This window comes from Neisseria sp. P0021.S007 (genome assembly GCF_051956855.1).
Map to the genome: position 1 here is coordinate 1 of NZ_JBQCXA010000669.1, position 638 is coordinate 638.

1 protein-coding gene is annotated in these 638 nt (G+C 57.4%); it reads right to left on the minus strand.

The window, feature by feature from the left end; translation table 11 throughout:
* On the minus strand, positions 1-638 hold a 638-nt coding region (locus ACTHUR_RS15290), incomplete at both ends, for a phenylalanine--tRNA ligase beta subunit-related protein (protein ID WP_440399482.1).

The window sequence follows — 638 nt, forward strand, 5'->3', positions numbered from 1 at the left end:
TGTTTGTTTTCAGGTAGCCTGCCCAACGCTTCCACCATTTCGCCTGCCGCACCGCCGCAGATTTGCAAAACCAATTCGGTAGCGCGTTCGATGGCATCAGCCTGCAAACGGTAATCCACGCCGCGCTCAAAGCGGAACGACGAATCCGAGCCAAAACCGTACTGGCGCGATTTGCCGGCAATGATTTCAGGCGCAAACCAAGCCGCTTCCAGCACAATATTTTGCGTGTCGTCTGAAACCGCGCTCGCTGCGCCGCCCATCAGCCCTGCCAAACTCAACGCGCCTTTTTCGTCGGCCACTACCAGCGTGTTTTCAGACAGAGAGACGGTTTTCTCGTTCAGGCATTCCAGCGTTTCACCTTCGCTCGCACGGCGGATGTGCAGGCTACCTGAAAGTTTGTCAGCATCGAAAACATGCATCGGCTGACCGATTTCCAGCATCACATAATTGCCAATGTCCACCAGCGCGGAAAGGCTGCGGATACCGCTGCGCTCCAAACGCTGCCTCATCCAATCCGGCGTAGCGGCGTGCGCGTTCACGTTTTCAATCACGCGGCTGATAAAGCGGCCGCAATCGGCAGGCGCCTCAATCTGCACGGGCTGTTTTCGGCTGCCCGTGATTGGCGCGGCATGGATTGC